Genomic DNA, 256 nt, shown 5'->3' on the forward strand with positions numbered 1-256 from the left:
ACATGGGAACTCCCACACTACCATCGGCGCTGAGCGGTTTCACTGCTGAGTTCGGCAAGGGATCAGGTGGTTCCCGCACGCTATGGTCGTCAGGCGAAAAAGGCAATGCGAATCATGCTGACGAGATATGTCTCTCGCGTATCCGCTTGTCGTCCGTGTCATCCACAGACCACTTGGGTGTTATATGGTCAAGCCTCACGGGCCATTAGTATCGGTTAGCTCAACGCCTTGCAGCGCTTCCACACCCGACCTATCA

The 256-nt window shown here is 55.1% G+C and carries 1 rRNA gene; it reads right to left on the minus strand.

Annotated features, from left to right (window positions below):
• Positions 1 to 94, minus strand: a 5S ribosomal RNA gene (rrf, locus tag MYL53_RS17200); the annotation flags it as partial.
• Positions 95 to 256 lie beyond the last annotated feature (162 nt).

The organism is Halomonas getboli (assembly GCF_023094245.1).
Classification (GTDB): Bacteria; Pseudomonadota; Gammaproteobacteria; order Pseudomonadales; family Halomonadaceae; genus Halomonas; species Halomonas getboli.